This is a genomic window from Gordonia sesuvii, from assembly GCF_036350415.1.
Classification (GTDB): domain Bacteria; phylum Actinomycetota; class Actinomycetes; order Mycobacteriales; family Mycobacteriaceae; genus Gordonia; species Gordonia sesuvii.
This window is the reverse complement of the sequence record NZ_JAZDUF010000001.1, coordinates 1,390,012-1,415,461: the sequence shown is the minus strand read 5'-3', so window position 1 is coordinate 1,415,461 and position 25,450 is coordinate 1,390,012. Positions and strand designations below refer to the sequence as shown.

Annotated in this window: 19 protein-coding genes; 10 read left to right on the top strand and 9 right to left on the bottom strand. The window is 68.7% G+C overall.

What is annotated here, in order from left to right; all coding sequences use genetic code 11:
• Positions 1–465: 465 nt before the first annotated feature.
• The 4 genes from VZC37_RS06485 to VZC37_RS06470 all read right to left on the bottom strand — a co-directional run bounded on the left by VZC37_RS06485 (position 466) and on the right by VZC37_RS06470 (position 4,381).
• Positions 466–2,733 (bottom strand): TPR repeat domain-containing protein, encoded by a 2,268-nt coding sequence (locus tag VZC37_RS06485; protein WP_330431577.1) that lies wholly within the window; start codon positions 2,731–2,733, stop codon positions 466–468.
• Entirely contained in the window at positions 2,730–3,038 is a 309-nt protein-coding gene (locus VZC37_RS06480; RefSeq protein WP_330431576.1) for a type VII secretion target, read from the bottom strand. Before VZC37_RS06480 ends, VZC37_RS06485 begins: the two co-directional genes overlap by 4 nt.
• Positions 3,039–3,162: 124 nt before the next feature.
• Positions 3,163–3,648, bottom strand: coding sequence for a hypothetical protein (locus VZC37_RS06475; RefSeq protein ID WP_330431575.1), 486 nt, complete (start codon positions 3,646–3,648; stop codon positions 3,163–3,165).
• 121 nt (positions 3,649–3,769) lie between these two features.
• Entirely contained in the window at positions 3,770–4,381 is a 612-nt protein-coding gene (locus VZC37_RS06470; RefSeq protein ID WP_330431574.1) for a universal stress protein, read from the bottom strand.
• 74 nt (positions 4,382–4,455) lie between these two features.
• On the opposite strand from VZC37_RS06470, the gene VZC37_RS06465 reads away from it, so the two are divergent.
• Together VZC37_RS06465 and VZC37_RS06460 are read left to right on the top strand one after the other, a co-directional pair.
• Entirely contained in the window at positions 4,456–5,613 is a 1,158-nt protein-coding gene (locus VZC37_RS06465) for a glycoside hydrolase family 3 protein (RefSeq protein ID WP_330431729.1), read from the top strand.
• The gene (locus VZC37_RS06460) at positions 5,607–6,152 is read left to right on the top strand and encodes a hypothetical protein (protein WP_330431573.1); all 546 of its coding nucleotides are present in this window, start codon (positions 5,607–5,609) and stop codon (positions 6,150–6,152) included. Before VZC37_RS06465 ends, VZC37_RS06460 begins: the two co-directional genes overlap by 7 nt.
• On the opposite strand, the gene VZC37_RS06455 is transcribed toward VZC37_RS06460, so the two are convergent.
• The 3 genes from VZC37_RS06455 to VZC37_RS06445 are packed head-to-tail and all read right to left on the bottom strand — an operon-like array spanning position 6,131 to position 12,562.
• Positions 6,131–7,615 (bottom strand): dynamin family protein, encoded by a 1,485-nt coding sequence (locus VZC37_RS06455; RefSeq protein WP_330431571.1) that lies wholly within the window; start codon positions 7,613–7,615, stop codon positions 6,131–6,133. The genes VZC37_RS06460 and VZC37_RS06455 overlap by 22 nt on opposite strands.
• A complete protein-coding gene (locus VZC37_RS06450) occupies positions 7,612–9,444 on the bottom strand; it encodes a dynamin family protein (RefSeq protein WP_330431569.1) in 1,833 nt (610 codons plus the stop codon). The genes VZC37_RS06455 and VZC37_RS06450 overlap by 4 nt, the downstream gene beginning before the upstream one ends.
• 52 nt (positions 9,445–9,496) lie before the next feature.
• Positions 9,497–12,562: a beta strand repeat-containing protein gene (locus tag VZC37_RS06445; RefSeq protein WP_330431568.1), complete on the bottom strand. Its 3,066-nt coding sequence runs from the start codon at positions 12,560–12,562 to the stop codon at positions 9,497–9,499.
• A 227-nt stretch (positions 12,563–12,789) separates the two neighbouring features.
• Between VZC37_RS06445 and VZC37_RS06440 the strand changes: the two genes are divergently transcribed.
• From VZC37_RS06440 to VZC37_RS06420, 5 genes are all read left to right on the top strand, one after another.
• A complete protein-coding gene (locus tag VZC37_RS06440) occupies positions 12,790–14,562 on the top strand; it encodes an Hsp70 family protein (RefSeq protein WP_330431567.1) in 1,773 nt (590 codons plus the stop codon).
• A 4-nt stretch (positions 14,563–14,566) separates the two neighbouring features.
• On the top strand, positions 14,567–16,804 hold the full coding sequence (locus VZC37_RS06435; RefSeq protein WP_330431566.1) for a LuxR C-terminal-related transcriptional regulator: 2,238 nt from the start codon (positions 14,567–14,569) through the stop codon (positions 16,802–16,804).
• Between the two features lie 65 nt (positions 16,805–16,869).
• A complete protein-coding gene (locus VZC37_RS06430; protein ID WP_330431565.1) occupies positions 16,870–17,484 on the top strand; it encodes a TetR/AcrR family transcriptional regulator in 615 nt (204 codons plus the stop codon).
• 276 nt (positions 17,485–17,760) lie between these two features.
• Complete coding sequence (locus tag VZC37_RS06425; protein WP_330431564.1) at positions 17,761–18,081, top strand: ArsR/SmtB family transcription factor; 321 nt, start codon at positions 17,761–17,763, stop codon at positions 18,079–18,081.
• Between the two features lie 3 nt (positions 18,082–18,084).
• Positions 18,085–18,666: an SRPBCC domain-containing protein gene (locus VZC37_RS06420; RefSeq protein WP_330431563.1), complete on the top strand. Its 582-nt coding sequence runs from the start codon at positions 18,085–18,087 to the stop codon at positions 18,664–18,666.
• Positions 18,667–18,836: 170 nt separating this feature from the next.
• On the opposite strand, the gene VZC37_RS06415 is transcribed toward VZC37_RS06420, so the two are convergent.
• Positions 18,837–19,724, bottom strand: coding sequence for a MaoC family dehydratase (locus tag VZC37_RS06415; protein WP_330431562.1), 888 nt, complete (start codon positions 19,722–19,724; stop codon positions 18,837–18,839).
• Entirely contained in the window at positions 19,724–21,079 is a 1,356-nt protein-coding gene (locus tag VZC37_RS06410; protein ID WP_330431561.1) for a 3-oxoacyl-ACP reductase, read from the bottom strand. Before VZC37_RS06410 ends, VZC37_RS06415 begins: the two co-directional genes overlap by 1 nt.
• Before the next feature lie 145 nt (positions 21,080–21,224).
• Here VZC37_RS06410 and VZC37_RS06405 point away from each other — a divergent pair, with 145 nt between their 5' ends.
• The 3 genes from VZC37_RS06405 (at position 21,225) to VZC37_RS06395 (ending at position 25,371) form a co-directional block, all read left to right on the top strand.
• A complete protein-coding gene (locus VZC37_RS06405) occupies positions 21,225–22,520 on the top strand; it encodes an acetyl-CoA C-acetyltransferase (protein WP_330431560.1) in 1,296 nt (431 codons plus the stop codon).
• Positions 22,521–22,740: 220 nt separating this feature from the next.
• A complete protein-coding gene (locus tag VZC37_RS06400; RefSeq protein ID WP_330431559.1) occupies positions 22,741–24,453 on the top strand; it encodes a VanW family protein in 1,713 nt (570 codons plus the stop codon).
• 141 nt (positions 24,454–24,594) lie between these two features.
• Positions 24,595–25,371 carry an SDR family NAD(P)-dependent oxidoreductase gene (locus VZC37_RS06395; protein WP_330431558.1) on the top strand — a complete coding sequence of 259 codons (777 nt, stop codon included), beginning with the start codon at positions 24,595–24,597 and terminating at the stop codon, positions 25,369–25,371.
• Positions 25,372–25,450 lie beyond the last annotated feature (79 nt).

The following is a 25,450-nucleotide window of genomic DNA, read 5'->3' as shown; positions in this document are numbered from 1 at the left end:
TATCGATCGAGGCTCTGCCATCATTCCACCCGTTCGAAATCCAGCTACCGTCCTCGGCTCTTCGGGAAAGCCCCTCTGAGTCGTTCAAGCACACAACAGCGACCCATCGGCCACTCCGCTCTGTGAGTCGCAGAAGGTTGGAGTACACGGTTCCGGAGCGTTCAGGGGTGCTCATCGCTTCGAAGCGAAAGTCAGGAAAATCATTCGTCACCCGTAAGTAACCCGGGTAGACAGCGTCTGTCCGGGTGGCGAGATGGGTGTACATCGATTCGACGAGCGCTCGAGTCACAATCGCCGGCGGTGATGTCAGATCGACCATTGGTGTGGCCTTCCAGCGGAATGTGACATCGAAGCCGGGTGGCTGTGTTGTAGTCGACTGCGTCGGCTCGGGTGATTCGGTCGATTGCGCGCACGAGGCTGCGATGCACGTTGTTGCGATCGCGATGAGCGCGCCTAGGAGACGCCTCACCATTCCGCGCCTCGCAACCACGCGTCAATAAATCCTTGCGGGATCAACTCCTGCGCGCGTGCATTGAACCGTGGACCCTCCGTTTCCTTCCCGCCTTCGCCATAGATTTCCTCCATTGACTTCAGTTGTCCATCCTGGACATAGTCGCGCAATTCAGGGTCGTTGACATCGACTTCTCCCGCGTCGATGGCCCCTTGGAGAATCGAGTGGTACTGCCCGCTGAGCATGGACTGGTCGCGCACGTCCGCGTGAACATCTTGGGTCTCGCCGTCCGTGTTCTGTTGGTAGTACTCCTCAGCTGTCAGAGCCTGTCCAAACAGCAGACTCTCGAGCTTCTTTGGTCCGAAAGACTCGGAGAACACCGGGATATCGGCGACGTCAGTGCCTGTGATCGACACCGCATCGTTCATGATGTCGCTGAATAGGGTGCGTCCCTTGCTGTCGTCAGCGTATACGTCGGCAGTCCACTTGGCGACGCCGTCGCTGGCCGAATGCGATAGTCGGCTGGCCCATTCCGTGTATTCCGCTTGGCCGGTTCTGCCGAAGTCGTACTCGAGCTGTGCGGTGGCGGCGAGCACTGAGCGGTTGAACGAGACCGCGCTTTCCTCGTCGGAATTGAGGACTGCGAACAGATTGTCGACGTCGTCGCCGCGGCTGAGGGGCGTGAATCCCGAAGTGTCGTTCACATCGCCGGGAACGCCCACCATATTCGGAGCGTACTCATCGAGGAGATCCGCGAGCGCCTGTGTGACACCAGGGTTTCGTTCGCCGAGTGCCTGACTGTCTTTAGGCAGGTAATCGGAAACGTTCTCCGCGATGTGATGCGAGATGGCACTCGCCGTTTGACCGGCCTGTGAATTGGCGAACGGTATATCGCTGTGCGCGTTGCGTTCGACTGCCGCGAGCAAGTCACGCATACCCTGATCGTTGTCACGCCATGGCGCGTTGAGCAGCCCCTTCAAATGGTCATCCGCGTCGTACCGATGGCCCGACTCGACCAGATCGTCCATGTTGACTCCGGTGACGGCGTCATGCACGGCTACGGAATCGTGACTGGCGTGGGTGAGCATCGCGCTCGCCACAGCCTCGGCGCCGGGCAGGCCCTGATCATGGGATTGAGCAAGAATTTCGCGGGCAGCGCCGATCTCGGCAGCCTGTTTGATGAGACCTTTGTCGACAAACGAACCGTTGGACATGCCGGGAGTGGCGTCGTCGAGAACACGGTTGAGGGCGTCGAACTCTTTCAGGCGCGGGACCTCGGCTCTGGCGAACGATCCTCGAGCGCCGGGATAGTGCTTGTCCCAGTATCGAACCGGGTGATCACGAAGAAGTGTCTGGACCTGGTCGGGAAGGTGATCGAAACCACCACGCTGGTTCCCGGCGCCTGCGGAGTGAACACCGGGCGTCGAGATCACACGGAGACCGTCGCCGATGCTTCCGTTGAACGTGGATCGACTGTCGGGTGGCAGTTTTGCCCCTAGTTGCTCGATCTCATCCATCGTCAGGCCATCCATGCCATGCATGAATGACTGGAGGTACTTGAACTGGCCGGGAGGCAAGAGAGCGGGATCGCCGCGGTCCAGTGCCGCTTGCTGGGCGGGTGTGAGCTGTGTTGCCGCTCGAAGCCGGGCCAGTTGGGTCGGGGTGGCCCGTCCTTCGCGGAACGCCTCGGCGTCCGCGGCTCCTTGGCCCATGCTCAGCCCAGCCGCGGTAGGAGCGGTGGACGAAATGGATGTGAGGGCTGCGTTGATCGCGTCGGCGGTCTGCTTGTCGACGGTCGCCAGTTCCGTGGCCCGGCGTTTAAGCGAGACCGAGTTCTGCTCAGCTTCACGCGCCCGTTGGGCCTGCAGCGACTTGAGTTTGGCAGTCGTCGCAGGATCGTCGGCTGCGATCGCGAACGCAAGCGGCCAGTTGTACCCGTCGGTTACCGTCCAGTCGTCCGCAACCTCGAAGAAGTCGTACTCCAATGCGTTGGCGGTTTGTTTTAGCGACTCGATCATGGAATCCAGGGCCGACCCGCCATCGGCGACAGCCGACTTCAGGTCCGAGATTGCGGACGCCACACGCTTCATTTGCGTCTGTTCGCTGCTCCCGCGTGAGACCGCGGCGCCTCGTGCGATGCCAGACCAATCCAGTTGGTCAATCGTCGAAGACACCTTCGGTGCGGTCGCCAGGATGCTCTTGATCGAGTCGCTGAGGGTCTGGGCCGAACTCGGAATCGGTGAGGCGTCGGAGCCCTTGACCTGACCCCACGTAGGGGTCATCCGGAGGTCGGCCGATCGTTGAGGTCACCGATCGCCTTCAGGGCCTTCGCGGCGTCGACATCGGAGTCCTGATAGACCGCGGCGGCGTTGCCCAACTCGGATGCGAAGGTCTCCATTCGGCCGGTCAGAACACTCATCGCGTTGCTGACAGCATCGTCGACGGGTCCGAGGGCCGCGGCAGTCGCGGACCAGGCCACTCCGGCCCCTGAATCGCTCACCGCGGGCGAGGATGCTCCGTTCAGGTCGCCCCCCAGGGCGGTGAAGTCTGCGGCAGCGCCACGCAGTTCATCTGGATCGACGCGCATGTGTCCCCCTGTCTGGCGTCTAAGGCCCGAATTTAGCAATACGGGTCTGAAACGACCGAGAATGGGCACAACGAACGATCAAGTTGTCGGTCAGTCAAACGACCGCTTCGGTGTCCCCCTCCACTCAGCGAACCACGATCGTTCCACTGCACGGGATCGACGGGATGGACCACAGCGCGTTGCTGTTCGTCGCACTGAGGGTCACGTTGACGTTGCCGCGGCCGATGGCGTTGGTCGGGATCACGAACCAGTGGACGCCCACGTAGGGCGACTGGACCTGCGTGCTCGAGAAGAGCACGCCGCGCTTCTTGGCGCCCGGGTTGTGCCAGTCCAGGCGAGCGTCGGACCGGTAGCCGACGAACAGCCAGTAGCTGGTGAAGTCGACGCTGATGTAGGTCTTTCCCGTGTATTGGGCAACGTCTACGGTCTCGGGCCAGAACGGTAGGTCGACGATGTTCGGACTGAGCCCGATGCAACCGGGCAGCGGATGCCTGTCGGCGGTGGCCTCGCCGGCGGTGGCGGTGGACAATCCGACGATGCCGGCACCGGTGACGGCGATCGCGGCGGCGGTGGCGGCGACCCGGGTACGGAGTGAGTGGTGACGTGACATGGGTCCTCGATGAGTTGGGCGTCTGGGTACCCCCATGAGGTTGAGCGTGCACTGGCGCGAATCTGTTAGCCAGGTCACCGCTTTGTGATCACCTCGTGACCACAAGGTCCGATCAGCCGCCCTACAGCGTCACCGGCGGCTGCTTCTCGCATTGCGCCGGGACGATGAACACCGGCCGATGGCAGTGCTTCAGGACGCGTTCGGCGACGCTGGATCGCAGCAACGCCTTGAGGCCCGACGAACCGCGGGTCCCGGTGACCAACAGATCCACCGACAGCGCATCGGCGGCGGCGACCAGCGCGCCCCACACCGTCGACTCGACCTCGACGAGGGAACCCTTGGCCGACAGGCCCGCCTCGGTGGCAAGGTCGACGCCGCGGCGGTTGATGTTCTCCGCCTCCTGCTCGAGAGCTTCGTCGACACCGACCTCGAGACGGGTGTCGATGAACGGCTGCATGCCGCCGGACAGTGTGGACAGCCTTGTCGGCGACAGCTCGCCCGGCTGCCAGGCGGTCACCACGTGTGCGGTCTCGGCGCGCAGGAATCGTCCGGCATAACGGATGGCGCGGTCGGCGTTGTCGGAGCCGTCGTAGGCGATCATCAGGGTCTGGCGGACACGCTCAGCGCAGCCGCCGCTTTCCGGGGCGGCCGGTGCGGCCGGTGCGGTGGCAGCCGGACTCGAGTCGGCAGAAGAAGCCGAGTCGGCGGCGCTCGGGCTGGACCCCACGTCCATTGCCCCAGGTTACATGCCAGACTCGTCACATGGGCTCAACCAGGCGAGGATCCGGTGTGCGGGGCGTGTTGTCGATGTTCGTGGTCGCGGCCGTCGCGCTCGCCGCGGTGGGCTGTGCGAGCAGCGAATCGGCCGACCCGCCCAGCGCCACATCGGTCTACAGCAGCGCCGCGTCGTCGCCGAGTTCGTCGGCGGTGGCTTCTGCCGTCCCGGTCGCCGCGTGCGGGGATACGCAACTCGAACGGATGACGTTGCGGCAGAAGCTCGCTCAGTTGATCGTGGTCGGTGTGACCGGAGCCGCCGACGCCCAGGCGATCGTCGAGTCCGAGCAGATCGGCGGCATCTTCGTCGGCAGCTGGACCGACAAGTCGATCCTCACCAGCGGTGCGGCATCGCGGATCTCGCAGAACAGCCCGATCCCGTTGATGGTGACGGTCGACCAGGAGGGCGGCCGGGTCTCGCGGCTGTCCGGGATCGGCATCGACAGCCCGTCGGCGCGAGTTCTCGCGCAGACGCAGACCCCGGCGCAGGTCCGGGAACTGGCGGCGTCGACCGGGCGGCAACTCCGTGAGCTGGGTGTCACCGTCGACTTCGCGCCGGTCGTCGACGTGAGCAACGAGTCCGACAACGAGGTGATCGGCGACCGATCGTTCAGCAACGACCCGGCCGTGGTGACCGAATACGCGTCGGCCTACGCGGAGGGCCTCGCGTCGGCGGGGATCACCCCGGTGTTCAAACACTTCCCGGGCCACGGCCACGCCTCCGGCGACTCCCATCTGGGTGTGGTCGTGACACCGCCGCTGTCGACGCTGGAGAACAGTGACCTGGTGCCGTATCGCACGCTCCTGCAGGACCCGGGGCCCGCGGCGGTGATGGTCGGCCACCTGATCGTCCCCGGACTGACCGGCCCGGAGACACCGGCGAGCATCAGCCCGCAGGCGATCGGCATGCTGCGCACGGGCCGCGGATACGGCGGACCGCCGTTCAACGGCGTGGTGTTCTCCGACGACCTGTCCGGCATGGCCGCGATCAGCGCCCGCTACCCGATCGAGCAGGCCGCGCCGATGGCGATCCGCGCCGGCTCCGACATCGCGCTGTGGCTCTCCACGGATCGCGTGACGTCGGTGCTGGACGCCCTCGAACAGGAGGTCGCGGCGAACCGTCTCACCGAGCAGCGGGTGGACCGGTCGGTGGTGCGGATTCTGCGGTCGAAGGGTGTGCTGACGTGCTGAACGATCCGCCGCCACGCCCGCCGGTCGAGATCACGCCGATGCGGGCGGAGGAGCCGCGGCGTGAAGGGGCCACCGGGCTGGTGATCGGACTGTGGGCGGTGGCGCTCGTGCTCGTCGCCGCGACCACGGCGTTGATCGTCGTCCATCTGTCCGAGGTCCGGGAGGTCCTCGCCCTGGACCTCGCCCGGGACCAGCCCGACGCGGCGCCGGACGAGGTGGTGCGCGCGGTGAACATCGCATTCGGGGCGGGTGCACTCTTGGTGGCGGTGATCGTCGTCGCGGCGGTGTATGGCTGCATACGACTCTGGGAGGCAACCCGATCCGGACGCGGCTGGATGGTTCTGGCGGTGGTCGCGGCGGTGGCGGCGACGATCGGCGAGGCGATCGTCATCGGGCCGTCGTCAGCTGCGGTCGCCGATGCGGGGGTTCCGGTGATGTTCCAGTGGCCGGTCGCCGCGGTGGGGGCGGCCTTCGGTGGGATCTCGACGGCCATCGCCTATCGGATCGGGCGCACGGGTCACCGCAGCGGCGTCGCGTGAGAGTCGATCTCCGCGACGATGCCTTCCGCGCTGCGCACCGCGGTCGTACACGCGGACAGGGTGTCGACGGGCAGGAGCGGATGGTCGGCAAGAGCGCGCCACCGCTGGGCCGCATCCACAGCGGCCGAGCGGATCTCCGGCTCCTCGGAGTCCGGGGCCAGACGCAGCCGAGAGGTCGCGTCGACGCCGTGGCCGCCGATGAGGTGACCCAACTCGTCGGCCTGCTCGTCGGTCAGCGCCACACCGCCGCAGCGGATCACGTTGAGTAGACGGAGTTCCCGGAAGCCGTGGACATCGGCGAGGGCGCCCCGGACCGCCGCGCGCACGTCGGTGGCGGCGGTGCCGCCGTGCCGTGCCAGGACGTGATCGAGAGTCACCAGCACCGAGTGCGCCTTGAGCTGGTCGGCGCGCTGCCCGAACTGGACATCGATCACGTTGCTCAGCTCCGCCAGGCCGCTTCGTGTGACCAGGTCGGCCGCAAGCTGCGAGGACGTGGTCACACCGAAGCGGATCAGGGTGACGGCGAGTCGGATGCCGAAGACCCCGAACCGCTCCAGCAGTGCCGCTCGTAGGGAGGCGTCGACGTGGGGGAGGAGGTCGGGCCGTCGGAAGCGGTCGACACTGAGAAGTGCCGACTCCAGGTCGTTCGGCGGCACCGCGGCGAGGTCGGTGAGGGCGCGGAACTCGACTTCGCGCATGGTGCGCGCGCCGAGGGCCAGCAACCCCGCCACCGGCACCACTGCCTGGCAGAGTCCTGTTCGTGACAGCTCGGTCGCGAAGCGTCCGGCGATCTGTTCGGCCGAGATCATCGCATCCATCCGCCCGGCGCCGAGTTCGTCTGCGCGCGAGACCACGCCGATGACACCGAGTGGGCCGGAGCCGCCGCCGATCGAGGCCGAGATCCGGCGCAGCATGTCGGTGTCGGCGGCCGACAACGAGCGCATCAGGTAGACGACCGCATCGACACCGGATTGGGCCTCCTCCGGCGTGAGCAGCGACATCGTCGAGGCGGACAACTCGGTCGACAATGACGCGGTTCCGGGGGTGTCGACGATGGTGCGGGTGTGCAACGCCCGAGACGGCCACTCCACATCGAGATGGTCGACCTGGGCGGCGGTCAACGCGCCGAAGTCGAAACCGAGCCGGCCCGCGGTCCGGGTGACGGGGATCGGTCGGGCGTCACCATCAGTGGTGCGGGCGGTCACCGCGGCCACCTGCCCGCGCCGATACCACGTGACGACGCGAGTGCACTCGGTGGCGTCGGTCGGTGCGATGTCCTGTCCGACAAGCGCATTCAGCAACGTCGACTTCCCGGCCTTCAGTGAGCCGGCCAAGGCGATCCGGACCGGCTCGTCGAGCCGTCGCGCACACCGGTCCACCGCCGCACCTGCGGTGCGGTCCCCGGCGACGGCATCGCGGGCAGCTGCGATGAAATCGGCTGCGCGCGACAGTCCTGCGCTCATGCCGTCACCGCTGGGGTGTTCAGACCATCTGCCGCACGTCGAAGTGCGGCAACGGCATTGAGTGAGGACTCCACGGCGGCCACGCGCTCGGCGCGTTGGGAGTCGGCGAGCGCTGCCGCGGACTGCGCGGCGCTCAGCGACTCGGCGATCGACCGGGAGGTCTGCTCGGCGACCATGGTGAAGTGATCCCGCAACACCCGCTGGATCACCCGCAGCCGATCACGGGACTCCTTACCGACCTGGAAGCTCACGTCATCGGTGAACGCCCGCACGGCACTCTTCGCCTTCGCGCGGCGCTCGAGGATCCGAGCCTGCTTGTCGTCGCGATACGCCTTGCTGCCCAGTAGGACTCCCGCACCCACGGATACCGGGTTGATCAGCGCCATGCCCATCATCGTGGAGATCAGCCCGAACATGAGCACCCCGCCATAGGAGCCGCGCATCCCGACGAGTAGCTTCTGGCTCACGCCGATCTTCTGCGCATCCACCTCGGCGAGTTGGGCGACGGAGTCGAACACACCCTCGAGGTCGGCGATGTCGATGTCCGGCAGAGATTCGTCCCCGGACTCTGCGAAATGCCCGGCCACCCGCTGTGCCAGCCACACCGATCGCTCATGCGCCCAGACGAAATTGTCGCCGACGACGGCGGCGGTCTGCTCGGCGAGCCACTGCGCGAACTGCTCCCATTCGGCGCCGGGATCGCCCTCGTCGATGGCGCGTTCGGCTTCGCGCGTCACCGCCCGCAACCGATCCCGCAGGTCGTGGTCGATGTCCGCGGCGAGATCCCCGATACCGTCGGCGAGGGTCTGCTGCCACTGTGCGGAGCGCCGACGCATCCCCTCCGCGCGTTCCTTGGCCTCCTGTAGACCCGACACGGCACGACGCGCGGTATCGGTGTCGCGCAGCCCGGCCAACTCGCTGCCGTAGGTCAGCGCGAGATGTTCGGACACCACACGAAGGTCGTCGGCAACCGCCGCCCGGGTCGACTCCTGCGCGGTGGCGACGACGCTGCCCCGCAGGTAGCGGTAGAGGTCGACGAAGCCTGCCTCGGCGTTGAGTTGCTCGTCCTGTAAGCGGAGCGCGTGAATGCGCAGGGCCGACGACACCGGCAACAGCGGGACGTCGATGCCGTTGGTGCGCAAATGGTCGCGGTCGGCATCGGCGATGGCACGCCAATGTGGATACAGATCGGTCTTGGTCAGCAGGCATGCAACCGTCGGACACAGCTCGGTCACCTGCTGCAGGAACTTCATCTCGGGTGCGGTGAACTCCTGGCTCGCATCGGACACGAACAGCACCGCGTCGGCAGTGGCCACCATCCCCAATGTGGTTGCGGCATAGGGATGTCCGTGACCTCCCACGCCCGGGGTGTCGACCACGACGAGACCGTCCGCGAGAAGCGGTCCCGGCGCATCGATCTCGAGGCGGGCCACTTCTCGTCCCTCGGCGAACGGGGTGGCCGGGGTGATCGCGGTGATCTCCCCGATGGGCACCGGGATTCGATCCTCGGCGGGGCCACCCACGACGAGGTGCGCGGTCGGTTGCGCCGCATGCCCGATGACCGTGGGCACCGCCGTGGCGTCGTCGTCGCCGACCGAACACACGTCCAGATTGAGCAGTGCGTTGACGAACTGACTCTTGCCCTGCTTGAGCTGACCGACGACCACGATCCGCAGCCGCGGATCGGTCAACCGCGTGCGTGCCCCGGTCAACCTGGTGACCAGATCGCCGCGTCCGGCGTCCTGTGCGATGGACACCATCCGATCGATCAGCTCGGGCAGGGCAGGCCCCTGCCGATCGCCTGGGGACGCGGGTGGTGTCACGGTCATGGTGCTCTCACGATATCGACGGTGGGACGGGGTGCGGGGTGGGCGGACGTACTCAGTTGCCGAGCAGGCCGTCGTGGTCCGCGCCGTCGGCATGGGGCGCCGCCGACCCTTCGGTGTCGGCACCACCGGACAGGCCGCCGGTGAGTCCGCTCGTCAGGCCTCCGGACAGGTCGGAGGTCAACCCGGTTGCGGTATCCGCGGTGCCGGACAGCGTGCTGTCGAGCGCTCCGGTCGACGACGCGTCGGCGTCCCCTCCGGCGCCGGCCGACGCATCGACCCCACCGGAGGCATCTGCCGAGGCGGCCCCGCCGACACCACCCGCGAGGCCATCCGCGGTCGATGACAGTGCGCCGCCGACGGCCGAGTCCAGACCGCCGCCGACTCCACCCTGACCGGTGCCGGCCACCTCACCGGCCAGGCCGCCGGCCAGTCCGGTGGCGGCATCGGCGACTCCGCCGACCTCGATGCCGGACTGGTCCGACAGTCCCAGATCGCCCTGCAGGCCCAGACCGTCGGTCAGATCACCGGTGAGGGCGGCACCTCCGGCCGCCGAGCCCGCACCGTCGCCGGACAGTCCGGCATCCAGGCCGACACCGTGCAACGTCGAGTCGATCGCACCGGCGCCGGCCCCGGCCAGGCCGAGACCACCGTCGAGCCCCAGTCCGTCGCCGGGTCCACCGGCGCCAGAAGCCGCGTCGAGGCCCAGCCCGCTGGTCAGTCCGAGGCCGCTGTCGAGGCCGCTGTCCACCGTGCCGGTGAGTCCACCCACCAGGTCGGTCTCGCCGGTGACGGCGAGTCCGTCGTCAAGCACGCCGGCCGACGCCAGCGAACCGCCGACCGAGATCGGGCCGGTCGCCGACAACCCGGCGTCGGTGAGACCCAGAGTCGGATTCGCAATCGCATCGACCTGTCCGGTGACGAGGCTCCCCAGCCCGCCGACCGAGTGCAGACTCGAATCCAGCGAGGCGGTGATGCCGTCGGCGGCCGACGCATCCAGGTCCAGCGCCGTGCCGAGTGTGGACGTGACCGCGGTGGCCAGGTCGGTGCCGGAGTCGAGTTGGCCGGCCAGGTCGGCGCCGAGGCCACCGGAGTAGGCGGCGCCCAGCACCGCGCCGAGCGAACCGCCGAGATCGGCGCCGAGGTCGCCGCCGGCGCCGAGTGCGCTCGACAGTGCGCCGCCGAGTTCACCCGTGGTCCCGGCGGCCACGCCACCGGCCAGATCGGCGCCGAGCGCGGCGTCCAGTGCGCCACCCAGGTTCGACACGAGCGCGCCGTCGACACCGAGTGCGGTCCCGAGGTCGGCGGCCAGCAGTTGACCGACGCTGATGCCCGATGCGGCGGTCAGCAGGCCGTCCACACCGGCGGCGCCACCGAGCATCCCGCCCAGCGAGGTACCCAGGGCGGCGGCGAGGTCGCCACCCGCCCCGCCCACCGCGGACAGGCTCGCGGCCAGGTCGCCGGTGAGACCACCATCGAGCAATGCGGTCAGATCGGCGCCGACCACACCGCCCGCGCCGAGCGCACCGGCCAGGGCGCCGCCGAGATCCGCGCCGACCCCACCGGCACCCGACAGCACCGACGACAGTGACGTGTCGAGCCCGGCGCCCGCGCTGAGCAGGCCGTCGAGGGCGGCACCTGCGGAGACCCCGCCGAGGTCGAGACCGACACCACCGGAGCCGTCGAGTGCGAGACCCAACGCGCCGCCGAGCGTCGCGCCGAGATCGGCGGCGACGTCACCGCCGGCGGCCAGCGTCGACGACAACGCGGCGCCGACCGACGCCTCGAGCTCACCGCCGGCCGCGATCACCGCATCCAGCCCGGTGCCCAGCGCCGCGTCGAGTGCAGCCGACAGACCCGCCTCGGCGCCGCCGCCGACTCCCAGCACCGCGGCGACCGCGCCACCCATCACCGCGCCGAGTCCGGCACCCCCGGTCAGTGCGATCCCACCGACCGCGGCAGCACTTGCCGAGAGCACCGCCGTCACCGCGGTGCCGAGTTCTGCGGCCACCACACCGCCTGCGCCGAGTCCGGCACTCAGACCACCACTCAGGGTGGCGCCGAGCTCGCCGGACAGTGCGCTGATCGCCTGTGCGTCGAGGAGGCCGGACAGCGCTGCTTCCACGCCGCCCGCAGCGGCCAGGGTGCCGTCGAACGCCGCGGCGAGCTCGCCGGCCAGAGCGGCGTCGAGGCCGAGCGCGCCGGAGAGGACCGCGGACACCGCGCCACCCGCACCGAGGCCGGCCGACAGTGCTGTCGCGAGCTCTGCACTCAGACCCGCGCCGGCACCGATGCCGGCACCGACCAGGCCGCCCAGTGTGGCGCCGAAGGCACCGGCGGCCGCGCCGCCGAGTTCCAGTCCGGCGCTCAACGCACCGGAGAGGCCACCGCCGAGCGCGGCCGCCGCGCCACCGCCGGCCTCGAGCACACCATCGAGTGCCGTCGCGAACTGACCGACCAGCGCGCCTTCGGCGCCGATCGCGGCCGCGAACACCGCGGCGGCCTGCCCACCGACACCTGCGGCAGCGGACAGTCCGCCGGCCAGCAACGTGTCGATCGCCGCGCCGATGGTGCCGCCGAACTGTCCGGCGATCTCTCCGCCCGCGGCCAACCCCGCCGACAACGTGGCGCCCAGCATCACCGCGAGCTGTCCGGCCAGATCGAGTTCGCCGAACGCGATGCCGCCCAGATCGAGGTCACCCACCCCGAATCCCGACAGGTCGACGTCGCCGAGCCCGATGCCGCCGAGCGCCGAACCGAAGTCGATGTCGCCGATGGTGAAGCCGCCCAGGCCGATGTCGCCGAAGCCGCCGCCTGCGACGTCGCCGAATCCGACGCCCCCGAGGCCCAGCCCCAGGTCGCCCACACCGACAGCACCGCCGCCGACGGCACCGCCGCCGACAGCACCGCCCGCCGCGCCGGTGATCGCCCCCAGCCCGGCGCCCACCGACACCAGTCCGGCATCGGCGATCAGCGGGGTCGCCGCCGAGATGTCCGCGGGGGACACGCCGTGGAGGCCGGCCGCGTCCAGCGTGGCCTGCGGGTTGCGGCAGTACGCGGCGATCGATTCCTCGTCGCGCAGCAAACCGAGAATGAAGTCGAGCACGGCGTTGGAGGCCATCGGAAGAGTCCCCTCGTCAGACGGGATCGCGGAGTGATCCCGTGTTGCCGACGACGCTAGGTCGGCGGCGCCCGATCACGCATCGGGGAAAATCCCGGGTTCTCTCCGACATCCCCGGGGCGACCCCGGGAGACCTCCGGTCTTTACCCCCATCTTGGGCTGTCGCGCTAACGAAATGTGCCCTGAGCACGACACACTCGGCAAGTGAGACGACAGGAGTGTGGGCGATGACCTTCGGAATCGGTGTGAAGATCGGCGCCGACACCTGTGTCGCCACCGTGGCGTCCGGCGACGCCTGGGAGGCGACGATCACGCGCGACACCACCGAGCTCGTCGGCCGCGACGACTTCGTCGACCGGGTCGGCGACCCCGTCGGACTCGTCGCCGCCGACGGCACCGCGGTGCCCGCCGCCGACGTGTTCGCCGATGCCGTGGCGGCACTGACCTCTCTCGTGGCTGGCGAGGTCGGTGACGTGACCGCGGCTCGGCTCGTGATCGTCCACCCCGACACCTGGGGTGGCGCGGCCCTCGAGGAGGCGCGCGCCGCCGTCGCCGCCCGCCCCGCGCTCGCCGGCCTGCAGATCGGCTGGCACAGCTCGGCCGTCGCGGCCATCGCCGCCGTCGAACACTCCGCCGGGGCCTTCCCCGACGGCTCGGTGATCGTCTCTCACGACCTCGGAGCATCCGGGTCGACGGTGACGGTGGTGCGGACCGGAGAGACGCCCGAGGTGCTCGGACGCCCGCTGGCCTCGTCGGCGATCAGTGGCCGCGAGTTCGATCGTCTCCTGACCGCCGAGGTCCTCGACGTCACCGATGCCGGGCGTTCGGCAGGCGTCTTCACCTCCGACGATCCGACGCTGCTCGACGATCTCGCCCGGTTGCGTGCCGCATGCCGCGAGGCCAAGGAGGCGCTGTCGGTCGACACCGACGCCGTGGTCGACGTCGCCGTGGGATCGGTGCGTACCGACGCTCGCCTCGTCCGGCAGGACGTGGAGAACCTGTTTCGCCCGCCGATTCTCGAATCGGCGGCATTGATCCGGGAAGCACTCGTCGCTGCCGACGTCGCCCCGGCCGACGTGGCCGCGATCGTGGCGACCGGCGGAGGCGCATCGATCCCGCTGGTGGCCGAGCTGCTCTCGACGGCCGGGGTGCACGCACCAGTTGTGGTGGACCCCGACCCGGTCTCCGCGTCCGCGGCCGGCGCCGCACTCGTGGCCATACGCACCCCTGTCGCAACGGACACCGGGTCGGCTGCCACCGAGGTCATACCGACCCAAACGGCTCCGTCCCCGGCCGAGCCCCCGATGCGCGAGATCATCCCGCCCCCCGCGCTGCCGGTCGACGACCGTCCGCCGCGACTGAATCGCCGACGCCGCGGCACCCTCGTCGCCGTCGGCACCGCCGCACTCGCGGTGATCACCGCGACCGGACTCTCGGTGGGCACCGGACTGGTCGGCCCCGCCGAGCCGGCGCCCGCGGCTCCGGCGGGCGCGGCCGTGACCGAAGCGCCGACCACCACAGCCGATGGGACCGTGACCCGCCCACCGGGTGACGAACCAGGCGCCCAGGGCGCCGGCGATCCCGCGACGACCCGCGGTGCACCCGGCGACACCGAGGCCGGCCCCGGCGAGGCAGAGGCACCGGGGCCGACGACCGGCACCGCCGGACGTGGCGTCGGAGCACCCGGGACTCAAGCGCCACGCACCCCGACGCCCGGCACCGGAACTCCCGGTACCGCACCGCCCGGTACGGCAACGCCAGGCACCGGGTCACCGGGGACCGGGGTCCCGGGCGGACAGACACCGGGCACCTCGAATCCTGCGCCTGCTCCTCCGCCCACCACTCCACCGTCACCGGACACCGGCGGTGGCAGCGGTGGCGGCGGAGGCAACACCGGCGGCGGTGGCAGGGGTGGTGGCCTTACGCAACTACCCGGGGAGATCGTCGGCGGCACCGGTGACGCCGTGTGCGGAGTCGCGGGCCTGCTGTGCCGGGAGTAGCGAGATGCCGGTGAACGCGGCGAGTGGCCCAGCCGCCGACCTCGTGCCCGGTCGCTGGCTCGACAGGACCGTCGAACTGCTGATCGGTTCCGGCGCCTTGGCCGACACCGGGGAGTGGGCGGACTGCGCACTCGTCGCCGGACCGCCGGGAACCGGGCGGTCCGCGGTCCTCGGCTCAGCCGAGAAACGTCTGCGTGACGCAGGTGCCGATGTCGTTGCCGGCCTGCCGAAACAGCTCGTCGTCGAATGTGATGCACGATCACCCGGCAGGTGTCCGATCGTCGTCGCCGACGACTTGCACACCTGGCCCGCGGGCCTTGTCGACGACCTCGTCCACCGACTCGACCATGGCGCCGTGCGTCTCGTCGCCTCGACGGAGGAGCGTCGCCGCGAACCGCGCATCGCCGCACTGATCGCACGCGCTCGCCGCAGCGACACCCTGCTGGCCCGCCGACCGATGTCGACCGGACAGGTGATCGACGCGGCATCACGGTCGGGCCTTGCGCTGACCCCGGTCGAGGCCGCACACATCCGACGGACGTGTGGGGGCGCGAGCGCACTCATCGACGTCGTACTCGACGCCGTCTACGGCGACGACATCGAAGACCCGGAAGCGGTGCACGAGCTGTCGCCGGTCGACATCGCGGCCCGCATCTCCCGCGACTGGCATCACCGGCTGCTCGGCGACCTCGACGACGACACCCTCGACGTCCTCGTTCTCGCGTCGTCCGGCGGGCGACTCGACTCCCACACGGTCGCGGCGCTGCTCGATCTGGATCCCGCCGACGCTGCCGTCGTTGTCGATCGCGCCCGCGGCACAGGGTTTCTCAGTCCTCGGGACCGGTTCCTACCGGCGCTGACCGGCACCCTGCGCGACGTCGTCGGGGGCATGCGGATCGATGCCGTGCAGCGTCGCGTCGCGCTGGCGCAACTCACATCCGGGACGATGACCGCCGACGACGCGATCCGCGCGGTCGACGCCGGCCTCACCGACCCTCGCATCGTCGAGACGCTCTGCGCGGCGGCCGGCGACGCGCCACGCGACCGTGCCGCGGCGTTGCTCGCGACCGCCGAGAGAGGTGGCGGAGCGACGGAGGTGCTGCGGCCCCGCCGTGCCCGACTTGCGCTCGGAGGCGGTGACGTCGTCGCCGCCGGCGCGCTGATCGACGAAGTTCTCGTCGGACTTCGGGCGCCATCGGACCAGGCAGCCGATGCGGTGGTCGTCGCCTCCGAGGTCGCCACGGCCGCGGGCCGCGCCACGCACGCCGCGGACCTGTTCCGCTGGCTCGGCGCTGACCACTGCACCGGTCACCGTCCCGCCGCGGTCGCGGTGCTCCTCGCCGTCGGGGATCGGCGCGCCGCGCAGACATTCGGTGTGGGCGGAACAGGTCCGCCATCGACCTTGCGGCATGCCCACGGCACGGTGATCCGATACCTCCTCGGCGGTGACGACGAGGAGGTATCGGGCGACGCGGTCGTCCATGCATGGGCGGCGGTCGGCGACGCCGTGACACTGCGGGCCTGTGTGTGGCCGGTGTTCGCGTCGGCAATTCAGCGCGGAGAGAACGACGCTGCACGCGCGCTCGCCGACATCCTCGAGCCGACCTCTGCCGACCGGCAGGGTCTGCTGCGAACCTGGAGCGCCGTCGCCGCGGGGGATCTCGCCGGGCTCGACATCGAACAGACCACCGATCCGGCCCGGATTGCTGTCGAGACACGTCCGGATCGCCGCCTGCGCTGGGCCGCTGCTGCGCTCGGTGTGGCGCGGATCGCCGGCCGCAAGGATCTGGCCTCGCCCTTGTGGCGGATGATCGCGCCGACGGTGGCGACCATGGAGGTCGCGTTGTTCGACCTGCTCGTCCTCGGCGAATGCCGACGCGTCGCCATGTGGCTCGGCGATGCCGACCGCCTGGACAGGCAGCTGACCGCTGTAGACAATCTGCTCGCCGGGTTCGATTCGGGCTCCGCGTGGCAGCGCGTTTGGCAGACCGTCCGAGACGAAGGCGCTCACGTCGCAACGTCCGGATCGTCGCCCACAACTGTCGTCGACGGGCCGCTCACCGAGCGGGAGGCCGAAGTGGCACGTGAGCTGTTGGCCGGGTACACCTATCGGGAGATCGGTGACAGATTGTTCATCTCGGCGAAAACCGTCGAGCATCATGTCGCCAACATCCGCAGGCGACTCGAGGCCGGGTCCCGCTCGGAGCTGATGGCCGCAATTCGTGATGCCGGCTACCACTGAACTTACCCCTGGGTAAGATGGTCCGAACGTCCAGTGCGTGAACGACCGGTGGTGGAGGAGTGACGATGGCCGGAGGTACCAAGCGGCTGCCTCGTGCGGTACGCGAACAGCAGATGCTCGATGCGGCCGTCAAGGTGTTCTCGGAGAACGGTTACCGCGAGGCGTCGATGGACTCCATCGCCGCGGAGGCGGAGATCAGCAAGCCGATGCTGTACCTCTACTACGGCTCCAAGGACGAACTGTTCAGCGCCTGCATCGAACGTGAGTCGACCCGCTTCATCGAGGCGATGAGCGTCGGCTTCGACCCGTCGCTGCGGCAACGTGACCAGGCCCGCACCGTCGTCAAGGAGTTCCTGCGCTTCGTCGATGAGCACCGGCAGTCGTGGAAGGTGCTCTACCGCGTTGCCGTCGGCACCCAGACCTTCTCCCATTTCGTCTCCGACAGCCGCAAGCGCGTCACCGAGATGGTCACCGAACTCATCCGCGCCGGCACCACCGTCGAAGGCGCCCGCGACATCGACTTCGAACTCACCGCCGTCGCCCTCGTCGGTGCCGGCGAGGCCGTGGCCGATCGCATCACCGAGGGCGACGTCGACCTCGAGACCGCCACCGACCTGCTTGTCGGTATCACCTGGCGCGGCCTGAAGGGGGTCGGGAGCACCGACCCGGGCGCCGACTGACCCTCCGCTGGAGTTCTCCCCGGCGTACGCCGAGAGAACCCTGCTTTGCGCCGAGAGAACCCAGAGTTGTGCCGAGAGAATCCAGCGGGGTTGGATGCCTAGATTCTCTCAACGCAAAACAGGGTTCTCTCGGCCGCCGTGGTGAGGCTTGGTGAGGTATCTCGCCCTGCTGGCTGAGGAGCGGCGACGAAGGAGCCGCGTCTCGAAGCCCGCTGGCAACCCCCAACCGCTCTATATGCCTTGACCGGCATATGCCAACTATGGCATGTTGGCTGCATGGTCGACCGAGACGTTTTCACGGCGATCGGGGAGCCGACCCGACGGCGCATCCTCGATCAGTTGCGCAGCCGGGAGTGTCTGGTCGGTGAACTCGTCGAGTCGTTGGGCATCTCGCAACCCAATGTGTCGAAACATCTTCGGGTTCTGGACCAGGCGGAGTTGGTGAGAGTCCGCATCGACGGGCCCCGGCGATACTACGCACTCGACGACCACGGGCTGCGCGACCTCGATGCGTGGCTGGCGCCGTTCCGGGAGATCTGGGCCGACCGGCTCGACGCGCTGGAGCAGCATCTGGATGAGACCAACAAGGAGGACTGAGGCATGGACCAGAAGGCGACCGACCGATTCGGCACTGTCGTACACGATGGCGACAGGCTGGCCTTGAGATACGAACGGCACCTGGCGCATTCGCCGGAGAAGGTGTGGAGCGCGCTGACCGAGTCGGACAGCTTGCGGCACTGGTTTCCCGCCGACATCGTCGGGGAGCGCGCCCGTGGCGCGTCGGTGAAGCTGCCGTTCTGGCCCGACGGGGCGGCGGAGAGTCAGGCGATGATGGAGGACGCCGGCGTCGACACGTCGAGCTTCGATTTCGAAGAAGTGCTGCCCGGCGAGATCCGTGAGTACGATCCGCCGAAGGTTTTCGAACTGGTCTGGGGCAACCCTGAGGGTCAGGCCGACGTGCTGCGATTCGAACTCGAACCGACCGCCGACGGCACGCGGCTGGTATTCACCACCTGGCCGGGGGAGCCGGGACCGATGGGCCACGCCGGGACCGCGGCCGGATGGCACGCCTGCCTGGACGCCCTGCAGAGTCTCGTGGACACCGGCGCCGTCGACGAGGACCGCCAAGATGTCGTGAAGCTCCGCGACCACTACGCATCGTTGCTCGCGGAGCCGTCATAGTTCGTCCCCAACTTGCTACCGGCGTACGCCGAGAGAACCCTGTTCTGCGCCGAGAGAACCCAGAGTTGTGCCGAGAGAATCCATTTTGGGCCGGTGGCTGGGTTCTCTCGACGCACAACAGGGTTCTCTCGGCCGCCGTCCCAAGACTCGGCCGCGTGAGTTGCGGGTCGCTATGCTCCGCGCGTGGTCGCCGTCAGATGCGGCGCACCCTTCTTCCGATCCAGCACCGAGATGTCGAAGTTGCCGTTCCCGTCGATGCGCCGCGAGTACAGATTCACCCTGGCTGGCAACAGGATCGGCTTGCCGAAGCGCACGGTGTAGGTGACCTCGTCGGGAAGCTGTGCCTCCACGTTGGCGACCGCGGCTGCGGCACTCCACATTCCGTGTGCGATGGCCTTCGGGAAGCCGAACGCCTTCGCGGTCAGGTTACCCATGTGGATCGGGTTGCGGTCACCGGACGCCTCGGCGTACTGGCGGATGCGACCGAGGTCCACCGACAGGATCGAATCCGGCGGCGGGGGAGCGTACTGCTTGGGCTCGGGGCCGCGCGGCTCGTCGGACAGGCTGGTGCGCTGCTGCTTGAGGAACGTCGCGGTCTGCGTGGTCACCAGCTCCGAGCCGACGCTGATCTGCGAGATCATGTCGATCAGCAGCCCTTTGCGGTGTTCGCGCAGGTTCTCCGCGTGCGTCTCGATGGTCAGCGGTTCGTCGACGCCGATCGGACGAACCCGATGAATCGAGTTCTCCAGATGCACCGAACCGACTGCGCCGAAGGGGAAATCGCCGTCGGTCATCACCTTCATGGCGAGCGGGAACTGCAGCACGAACGGGTACGTCAGCGGCAATGTGGAACCGAACCGCTGACCGGTGACGCGTGTGTAGGCGTGCAGCTTGTCGGGGTCGACGCGGACGTTCTCCATCCGGTAGCTGCGATCGGGGATCGCGGCGTCGGCCCGCACCTTGGCGGGCTTGCCGATCACCGGCAGCATCGCTCCGACGGCCTTCGAGTAGACCTCAGCGGTTCCGGGTGCGCTGGGCAGCGTGATCGTCTTGGTCATCACGCACCCAGGAATCCCTGGCCGCAGACGCGGACGACGTTGCCGGTGATGGCGCTCGACGCCGGATTGGCGAAGTACGCAACGGTTTCGGCGACGTCGACGGTCTGCCCACCCTGCTGCAGCGAGCTCATCAGGCGTCCGGCCTCACGGGTGGCCAGGGGGATCGCGGCGGTCATCTTGGTTTCGATGAAGCCGGGTGCGACGGCGTTGATGGTGATGCTCTTCTCCGCGAGGATCGGCGCGTAGGTGTCGACGAGGCCGATGACACCGGCCTTCGATGCGCCGTAGTTCGTCTGGCCGCGATTGCCCGCGATACCGGCGATCGACGACACGTCGACCACGGCGCCGCCCTCCTTGAGCGCGTCGTTCTCGAGCAGGCCGTTGACGAGCTGCTGCGGCGCGATGAGGTTCACCGCGATCACCGAATCCCAGCGTGCCGCATCCATGTTGGCGAGCAGTTTGTCGCGAGTGATGCCGGCGTTGTTGACGATGATGTCGATGCCGCCGTGGCGTTCGAGCGCATGCTCGGCCAGCTTCGCACCGGCGTCGTCGGCGCTGACGTCGAGCGGGAACGCGGTGCCCTTCACCTTGTTCGCAGTCTCGGTGAGCGCCTCGCCGGCGGCCGGGATGTCGGCGCAGATCACGTGGGCGCCGTCGCGGGCCAACACCTCGGCGATGGTGGCGCCGATGCCGCGGGCCGCACCGGTCACCACGGCGACCTTGCCCTCGAGCGGGCGATCCCAGTCCTTCGGTGCGGTCGCGTCGGCGTCGCCCACCCGGATCACCTGGGCATCGACGAACGCCGACTTCGCCGACAGCACGAACCGGACGGTCGACTCGAGGCCGGTGAGTCCGGTCTTGGCGTCGGGGGAGACGTAGACGAGCTGGACGGTCGCGCCCTTCTGCAATTCCTTGCCGACCGAACGGGTGAAGCCCTCGAGCGCCCGCTGTGCGACGTGCTCGTTCGGCTCGGACACCAGCTCCGGGGTGGTGCCGAGGACCAGCAGGCGTGCACTCGGCGCCAGCGAACGCATCTGGGGCTGGAAGAACTCGAAGAGCTGGCGCAGTTCACCCGGCGACGTGATGCCGGTGGCGTCGAAGACCAGCGCGCCGTACTTGTCGGCGCCGCGGCCGGTGGTGGCGTTCTGGATCAGGGTGTAGTCAGGAGCCGAGAGCATCTCGCGCAACGGCTCGACCAGACGGCCCGACCCACCGAGCAGTACCGGCCCGGGCAGCGGCGGCTCGGACGGCTTGTAGCGGCGCAGCGTCGGCGGAACGGGAAGACCCGCCTGCTTCGCGATGAACGCGCCGGGTCCGGAATGAACGATGTTCGAGTACAGGCCAGTGGCTGCCACGGGAGATCTCCTCAGTCTTGTCGGCAGGTCGGATCGGTCGCGAGAGCTGTGCGATGACGCTCACCACGAGCGACGTTCGACAACTAACTTACTCATGAGTAAGAATACTGTACAGACATCGGACTACACCCCCTGGGAGATCCAAGTGGCTCAGACACCCAAGACCCGCACCCAGCGCCCGGTCGCGATCCTCGGCGGCAACCGGATCCCGTTCGCCCGCCAGGACAAGGCCTACGCCAAGGTCAGCAATCAGGAGATGTTCACCGCCGCCCTCGACGGCCTCGTCAGTCGCTACAACCTCCAGGGTGAGCGGCTCGGCATGGTCGCGGGTGGCGCGGTGCTCAAACACTCCCGTGATTTCAATCTCATCCGCGAATGCGTGCTCGGCTCGGCGCTGTCGCCCTACACCCCGGCGTTCGACATCCAGCAGGCCTGCGGCACCGGCCTGCAGGCGATCGTCGCGGTCGCCGACGGCATCGCATCCGGCCGCTACGACGTCGCCGTCGGCGGTGGCGTGGACACCACCTCCGACGCCCCGATCGGCGTCTCGGAGTCCATGCGCCGGCAGATGCTCGAGGTCAACCGGTCGCGCAGCACCAAGGACCAGCTGGTCAACGCGCTGAAGCTGCTACCGAAGCTCGGGATCGAGATCCCGCGCAACGGCGAACCGCGCACCGGCATGTCGATGGGCGAGCACGCCGCCATCACCGCCAAGGAATTCGGCATCAAGCGCGCCGACCAGGACGCCCTGGCCGCGGCCAGCCATCAGAACATGGCTGCCGCCTACGACGCCGGGTTCTTCGACGACCTGATCACCCCGTTCCTGGGCCTGACCCGCGACCAGAACCTGCGCGGCGACTCGACCGTGGAGAAGCTCGCCAAGCTCAAGCCCGCGTTCGGCGTCTCCCTCGGCGACGCCACGATGACCGCGGGCAACTCCACCCCGCTCACCGACGGCGCGTCGACCGTCCTGCTGGGCACCGACGAGTGGGCCGACGCCAAGGGCCTGCCGGTGCAGGCCTACCTCGTCGACAGCGAGACCGCCGCCGTCGACTACGTCAACGGACCGGACGGCCTGCTGATGGCCCCCACCTACGCGGTGCCGCGGCTGCTCGAACGCAACGGTCTGACCCTGCAGGACTTCGACTTCTACGAGATCCACGAGGCCTTCGCCTCGGTCGTGCTGGCCACGCTGGCCGCATGGGAATCCGAGGAGTACTGCAAGGAACGCCTGGGCCTCGACAACGCGCTCGGTTCCATCGACCGGGCCAAGCTCAACGTGCACGGCTCGTCGCTGGCCGCGGGACACCCGTTCGCCGCGACCGGCGGGCGCATCGTCGCGCAGGCGGCGAAGACCATCCGGGAGAACGGTGGCGGTCGTGCACTGATCTCGATCTGCGCGGCCGGCGGCCAGGGCGTCACGGCCATCGTCGAGGGCTGACGCCCTGATCGTGACCGGATCGTGGCATCCGCAACGATCCGGTCACACTCGCCCGAGAAATTCTCACGGAAAGATGTAACGCGGAGAGAAGTAGCGTAGATATACGAGTAGCTCCGGCTGAGCTGCCAGACCCCCGACCCGGCAGCTCGGTCGGGGCGCCTACTTGTGTGGGGTGCCCCACAGCCGTCTGCTGGTCGGGCGCACTCATCATCGTTTCCTTATGGTTGTCTCCGTGAACTCAAACCCCGCCGTCCGTGCGGTGGTGCGTGTCTTCGTCGGGGTGACCGCTGTTCTCGGGTTGGTCTTGGCGACCGATCTCGTCATCACCGAGGACGCGACCGCCCGGGGCGCCGTCGTCGCCGGTATTCCGGCCGGCAATCTCGACCCGTACTCGGCGCAGGCCGTCGTCGACGACCTGTCCGCGCGTGCCGCCCAGCCGGTCGAGCTGCGCACCGAATCCGGCTCGGCGACCGTCGCGGCCGGCGACCTGGGACTGCACTTCGATCCGGATGCGACGAAGGCGCAGCTGTTGGAGCAGCCTCGTAACCCGCTGACACGGCTGCTGGCCATCCTCGGCCGGACCCACACCGTCGATCCCGTCGTCACCGTCGACCGCGCAACGTTCGACGCCACCCTCGATGAACTGCGGCCCACGCTCGAGAAGGCCGCCGTCGAGGGCGGTGTGCACTATGACGTCTCGGGCGACGTAGCGACCCCCGTCGCCGACCTGCCGGCCGCAGGCAAGCGGGTGGCCCGCGATGCGGCGGTCACGACGCTGTCGCGCCAGTGGCTCGACGCCGAGCCCGTGGACCTGCCGCTCGAGGACTTCGATCCGTCCGTGTCGGCCGAGGTGGTGCAGTCGACCGTCGCCGGCGCCGCGACGCGTGCGGTGGCCGCTCCGGTCACGCTCGAGGGCTCCGAGGACGCGTCGGTCCGGGTCACGCCCGCGGAGTTGGGCACCATCCTGTCGTTCGTCGCCGACGGCCGTGGCGGTCTGCAGCCCGAGATCGACACCGAAGCGGGTGTGAAGCTGCTGGGACCCGAACTCGCCGACACCGAACGCAAGCCGGTCGACGCCACGTTCACGATGGCCGGCGGCAGCCCCACCGTCGTGCCGTCGCGTGACGGTCGGCGGATCGACTGGGACAAGACGTTCGCCTCCACTGCGGCCACCGTGACCGGCGCCGATGCCTCCGACGTCCGCGTCGTCGAGGTCGCCTACGACCCGATCCGGCCCAAGCTGACGACCGTGCAGGCCCGCAAGCTCGGTGTGCGTGAAGTGGTCAGCGAGTTCACCACCTCCGGATTCTCGAGTGCGTCGGGGGAGAACATCCGTCTCGTCGCCGCCGAGGTCGACGGCGCGCTGGTGCGGCCGGGGGCCAAGTTCTCGCTGAACGGCTACACGGGTCCGCGGGGCACGGCGCAGGGATACGTGACGTCGACGATCATCGACGACGGCCACGCGGACAAGGCCGTGGGCGGCGGCATCTCGCAGTTCGCGACCACGCTCTACAACGCCGCCTATTTCGCCGGGCTCGAGGACGTCGCGCACACCGAGCACAGCTACTACATCTCGCGATACCCCGAAGCCCGCGAGGCGACGGTCTTCGAAGGTGCCATCGACCTGGTGTTCCGCAACAACACCAAACACGGCATCTACATCGACACCGGGTGGTCTCCGTCGGGGATCACGGTCCGGCTGTGGAGCACGAAGACCGTCGAGGTGCAGTCGATCACCGGTGAGCGGCACTCCTACACCGACCCGCCGTCCCTGAAGCTGCCGAAGGGCGACAACTGTATCGCCTCGACCGGCAGCCGCGGGTTCACCACCTCGGACACCCGCATCATCACCGATGCGGGTAGCGGCGCCGAGATCAGTCGCAACACGCGGACCGTGAAGTACGACCCGGCGCCCAACGTCGCCTGCGTGTGACGACCGGATCGATCCCTGCGGAGGCCCGGAGCTTGGGAGGCGTCACCACCCGATCCCTGAGGAGGCCCGGAGCTTGCGGAGGGCCGTCACGAAGGGCGCCCCTCTGGACCGAGCGATGTAACGCTCGATAGGCTCCGGATCGTGGATATCAATGGAGCAAGTGCAATCGTCACGGGTGGCGCGTCGGGTATCGGCGAGGCCGCGGTCCGCCAGCTGGCGGCAAAGGGTGCCAAGGTCGTCGTCGCCGACCTGCAGGCAGACAAGGGTGAGGCCCTCGCCAAGGAGGTCGGCGGTGCATTCGTGCGCGTCGACGTCACCGACACCGCGCAGATCGAGGCGGCCGTCAACAAGGCCACCGAGCTCGGCCCGCTGCGTGCGCTGGTCAACTCGGCCGGTATCGGCTGGGCGCAGCGCACCATCGGCCGCGACGGTGAGTTCTCGTCGGCGCACGACCTGGATGCGTACAAGAAGGTGATTGCCATCAACCTGGTCGGTACCTTCGACGCCTGCCGTCTGGCCGCCACCGCGATGAGCAAGAACGACCCGCTGGAGTCCGGCGAGCGCGGTGCCATCGTCAACATGGCGTCGGTCGCCGCGTTCGACGGTCAGATCGGTCAGGCCTCGTACTCGTCGTCAAAGGGTGGCGTCGTCGGCATGACCCTTCCGGTCGCCCGCGACCTCGCGGCCGTCGGTGTGCGCGTCAACACCATCGCCCCCGGCCTGATCGACACCCCGATCTACGGTGAGGGCGAGGCCGCCGAGGCGTTCAAGGCGAAGCTCGGCGAGTCCGTGCTGTTCCCGCACCGCCTGGGCAAGCCCGACGAACTCGCCTCGATGGTCATCGAGCTGGTCACCAACTCCTACATGAACGCCGAGGTGATCCGCGTCGACGGCGGCATCCGGATGCCTCCGAAGTAGGGCTGCGACACACACTCACGCGCACCCGTTCGGCTTGCGCGCACGTCGAGACGTGCGCGGTTGCCGAGCGGGTGCGCGT